This window comes from Dolichospermum sp. UHCC 0260 (genome assembly GCF_009711985.1).
Taxonomy (GTDB): Bacteria; Cyanobacteriota; Cyanobacteriia; order Cyanobacteriales; family Nostocaceae; genus Dolichospermum; species Dolichospermum lemmermannii.
Genome location: NZ_VIKZ01000011.1, coordinates 62,023 through 65,566 on the forward strand (window position 1 = coordinate 62,023; position 3,544 = coordinate 65,566).

General features: G+C 37.4%; 3 protein-coding genes. 1 reads left to right on the forward strand and 2 read right to left on the reverse strand.

The window, feature by feature from the left end; genetic code table 11:
- Nucleotides 1-172: 172 nt before the first annotated feature.
- Nucleotides 173-856 (reverse strand): response regulator transcription factor, encoded by a 684-nt coding sequence (locus FJR08_RS06740; RefSeq protein ID WP_168632636.1) that lies wholly within the window; start codon nt 854-856, stop codon nt 173-175.
- Between the two features lie 297 nt (nt 857-1,153).
- Between FJR08_RS06740 and smpB the strand changes: the two genes are divergently transcribed.
- The gene (gene smpB, locus FJR08_RS06745; RefSeq protein ID WP_015078954.1) at nt 1,154-1,624 is read left to right on the forward strand and encodes an SsrA-binding protein SmpB; all 471 of its coding nucleotides are present in this window, start codon (nt 1,154-1,156) and stop codon (nt 1,622-1,624) included.
- A 162-nt stretch (nt 1,625-1,786) separates the two neighbouring features.
- On the opposite strand, the gene FJR08_RS06750 is transcribed toward smpB, so the two are convergent.
- Complete coding sequence (locus tag FJR08_RS06750; RefSeq protein WP_168632637.1) at nt 1,787-3,184, reverse strand: IctB family putative bicarbonate transporter; 1,398 nt, start codon at nt 3,182-3,184, stop codon at nt 1,787-1,789.
- Nucleotides 3,185-3,544: the final 360 nt, after the last annotated feature.

A 3,544-nucleotide genomic window follows, 5' to 3' on the forward strand; every position in this document is an offset into this window, starting at 1 on the left:
CTTGACCTTTCTGGGAATCCACTTACCTCTAAAAAATGTCCCATTCAACCAGAATCTATTTGTAGTTTTTAGTCAGTCCTATTTTAGTGCGTTACGGACTTACTAACGCACCCGACAAATACTCAATTTCACTAAATATTACCGGGCTAAAAATGTAAGTTAGAGCAAAATTCTACTCTACTAAACCATGTTTCATCGCAAATCTGACCAATTCTGCACGATTACTAGTTTCTGTTTTTCTCAATAAACTACTAACATATTTCTCTACCGTGCGCGGACTTAAATGTAAATGATTACCAATTTCTCCATTAGACAAACCATGAGTTAATAAGTCTAAAACTTCTGTTTCTCTAACAGTTAGCGGTGTCAATACTTGAGATTGTTGTACATGAGTAGGAATAGAAATATGACCGTTTTTTGCTTTTGTATAAGTGGCAAAACTGATTTCTTCCTGATAAAGAAAACGACATTCTGATTGGATGATTTGCGATCGCTCTAACAAATTACGTATAGCAGCGGCTATCTCTTCCAATTCAAAAGGCTTAGGCAAATACAAATCACAACCAGACTGATATCCCAAAATTCGTTCTTGGGTTTTCGTTCTCTCTGTCAACAAAATCACAGGTAATAATCGAAACGCCGATAATTGCCGAACACGACGCACCAACTCATAACCATTCATCTGTGGCATCATAATATCTGTCACCATCAAATCAGGATGACGCTTTTCAACCATAGCCAAAGCATCTATACCATTATCAACAGTTATAACATTATACCCGGACAGATCAAGATAATCACTAATAGATAGACGGGTGCCTAAATCATCATCTGCGACAAGAATAGTCAAGGGCATGGATAATACACCCCTATAATTTTTTGACCGAGTAATTTACTGTAATCACAAATATTAATAGACACAAGCAAGAATACTAATTTGATCTTTAATACTATGACAAGATTACTTACTCATGATGACATCATCAATGATTTCTAAAGAAAATATTAAATTTTTAGGAATAGTTAACAAAACTTTACGTAATTTAGAGACTAAACAGGTTTACCTGTCACCTGTCTTTGTGAACTACAATCAATAAAAGAGTTAGTCTAAATAAATTTTTAGGCGTATTTATTAAAACTAAGAAGATTTTCGATGAGTGATAAACAGAGTGAAGGTTACAAAGTTATTTGTGATAATCGGCAAGCACGGTTTTTATATGAAATCATAGAAACCTATGAAGCGGGAGTTCAGTTGACAGGAACTGAAGTAAAATCAATTCGTGCGGGTAAAGCCAATTTGCAAGATGGCTATGCGTTGCTTCGTGACGGTGAAGCATGGTTAATCAACGTGCATATTTCTCCTTATGCCTCTAGTGGTGCATATTTTAATCACGAACCCAGACGAACCCGCAAATTATTACTTCATAAACAAGAACTGCGTAAACTTATTGGGAGGGTACAACAGGAAGGTTTAACCCTAGTCCCCTTAAAAATGTATCTGAAACGAGGTTGGGTAAAAATAGTCATTGCGCTGGGTAAAGGTAAAAAACTCCACGACAAACGCGAAAGTCTCAAACGTCGTGACGACCAGCGAGATATGCAAAGGGCAATGAAGAGGTATTAGGAGGCAGAGGGCAGGGGAAATTCCCACAACCGCCTCCGAATGAATTCGGAGTCTCATAGCAAAAGTCGTCTAAAGACGACTATTAAAGGCTTTGAGTCCACTTCAGTGGACTTGAACTATTAGACTGGGAATTCATTCCCAGGCGGGTTAGGAAACTCTTTTCTAAGCGTGATTATGATTATTGCGGGTTAAAGGTTGCCAATAACTGGCAATTAAAGCCATCATTAACCACCAGAGAGTATTAACTTCAGGACGATAGAAAACTGTATCAAATAAACCCTGAGTTAATAAACCTATTATAGCAGCTATTGCCCCCATTAGCCACAAGCCTTCCATATTCTTAGTTTTTCGTAACCGACTTAATTGCAAATATCCTGTATTTAATGCAACGACAATCAACCACATAAAACAAGTAAAACCCAAAAAGCCAGTTTCTACAATCGTTTCTAGAAACACAGAATAGGCACTTAAGGCTGTAAATTTCGGATGTTGGTACAGAGGATAAACTTTATTAAAAGCACCATGTCCTGGTCCTATACCAATTATAGGGCGATCGCGGATCATTTGAAATACCGATTCCCAGACATTTTTCCGAAAGTTATTACTACTGTCTTTGCGGTCGGCAAATATACTCACGATTCGCACCCGGAAGGGTTCGACAAATATCAATCCAATTATCAATAACCCCACTACAGTTCCTAAGAATATTGGTAAAGACCAAGTCCGCCAAAATGGGGGCATACTTATACTCCACCAATAAAACAGCAACACCGCTATTGTCAATAATTCCACTAATAAGGCAATCCAACCACCGCGACTAAAGGTCAAAATTAAAACAGCAGCGTTAACCACAAACATTGTTAATGCTAATGATTTCCTAATCCAACCCGGCCAAGCTACAATAGCAACTAAGCTCAAAATTACAGCGGGTAAAAGATATCCAGCTAATAGGTTAGGATTTCCTAAGTAACTGTAAACTCTCGTAGTTTTAGCTAAGGGAGATTCTGGGTCAACCCACGTAGCTAAGGCCTTCGCACCAAAAAACCATTGTCGCAACCCATAGACGCTGACGATTAGGGAAATATGCAAATAGAGGGTAATTAACCAAGACCGAAACCGCGCCACTCTCAACACTCTAGCACAAAGAACAAACAGCAATAAATAAAGTGTTAATGTTTGTAAATCACCTAATGCTGCTTTTTTCACCGGTGATAATGCTGTTGATATGGCAGCAATACTCCAATACAGCAATACTAGTAAATGAATGGGAGTGGCAGTAGGAGCATTAACTGATGTATAATCATCGGATAAGGTCAATAATAACCACAATCCCACACAAGCTACTAACAATAAACCCATTAAGGTGCTAGAAACAAAAGGTGCAAGTCCATAAACAAGGCTAAGTAAGCCAACAGCAATTATATCTCCCCACTGGATGAAAATACTACTTTGTCGCCAAGGTTTTAACAGTCCCACCAAAAACTTATGGAGGTAACTGCTAGACAAATATTCTTTCAGTGGTAAGGAAGATAAAGTTAATCTTTCCCAAACTAAGTTCATGAGGAAATACAGAGTACAGAAGTTATAAAGTATAGCTTATCGCCAGTCTAATTGTAAACTTATTTTGAAAGGAAGAATCGGCAAGGGTTAAGAAGCAAAAGGCAACGGAAAACAGGAAATAAAAACCAGTATTAGCAGATTGCTTAACAAAAGTATTGTCATAGCAACGAAATTTATGGGAATCTTAACGTTAAACATCAGATTGCTAAACAAAGCTATTGTTGTCTTATCCAATAGATTTGTCTGAAAATAAATGCTTTAAGATTAACAGCATTTACTTAAAGATTGCGTAAACGTTCAAGATTATCACGTACAATAATAGTATGAGGGTGATCTACTCCTAATCGTTGTTCCAAAATA

Bases quoted from the DNA above. Each gene is read 5' to 3' on its own strand.
- FJR08_RS06740 (WP_168632636.1), bottom strand. From the start codon at position 856: ATGCCCTTGACTATTCTTGTCGCAGATGATGATTTAGGCACCCGTCTA.
- smpB (WP_015078954.1), top strand. From the start codon at position 1,154: ATGAGTGATAAACAGAGTGAAGGTTACAAAGTTATTTGTGATAATCGG.
- FJR08_RS06750 (WP_168632637.1), bottom strand. From the start codon at position 3,184: ATGAACTTAGTTTGGGAAAGATTAACTTTATCTTCCTTACCACTGAAA.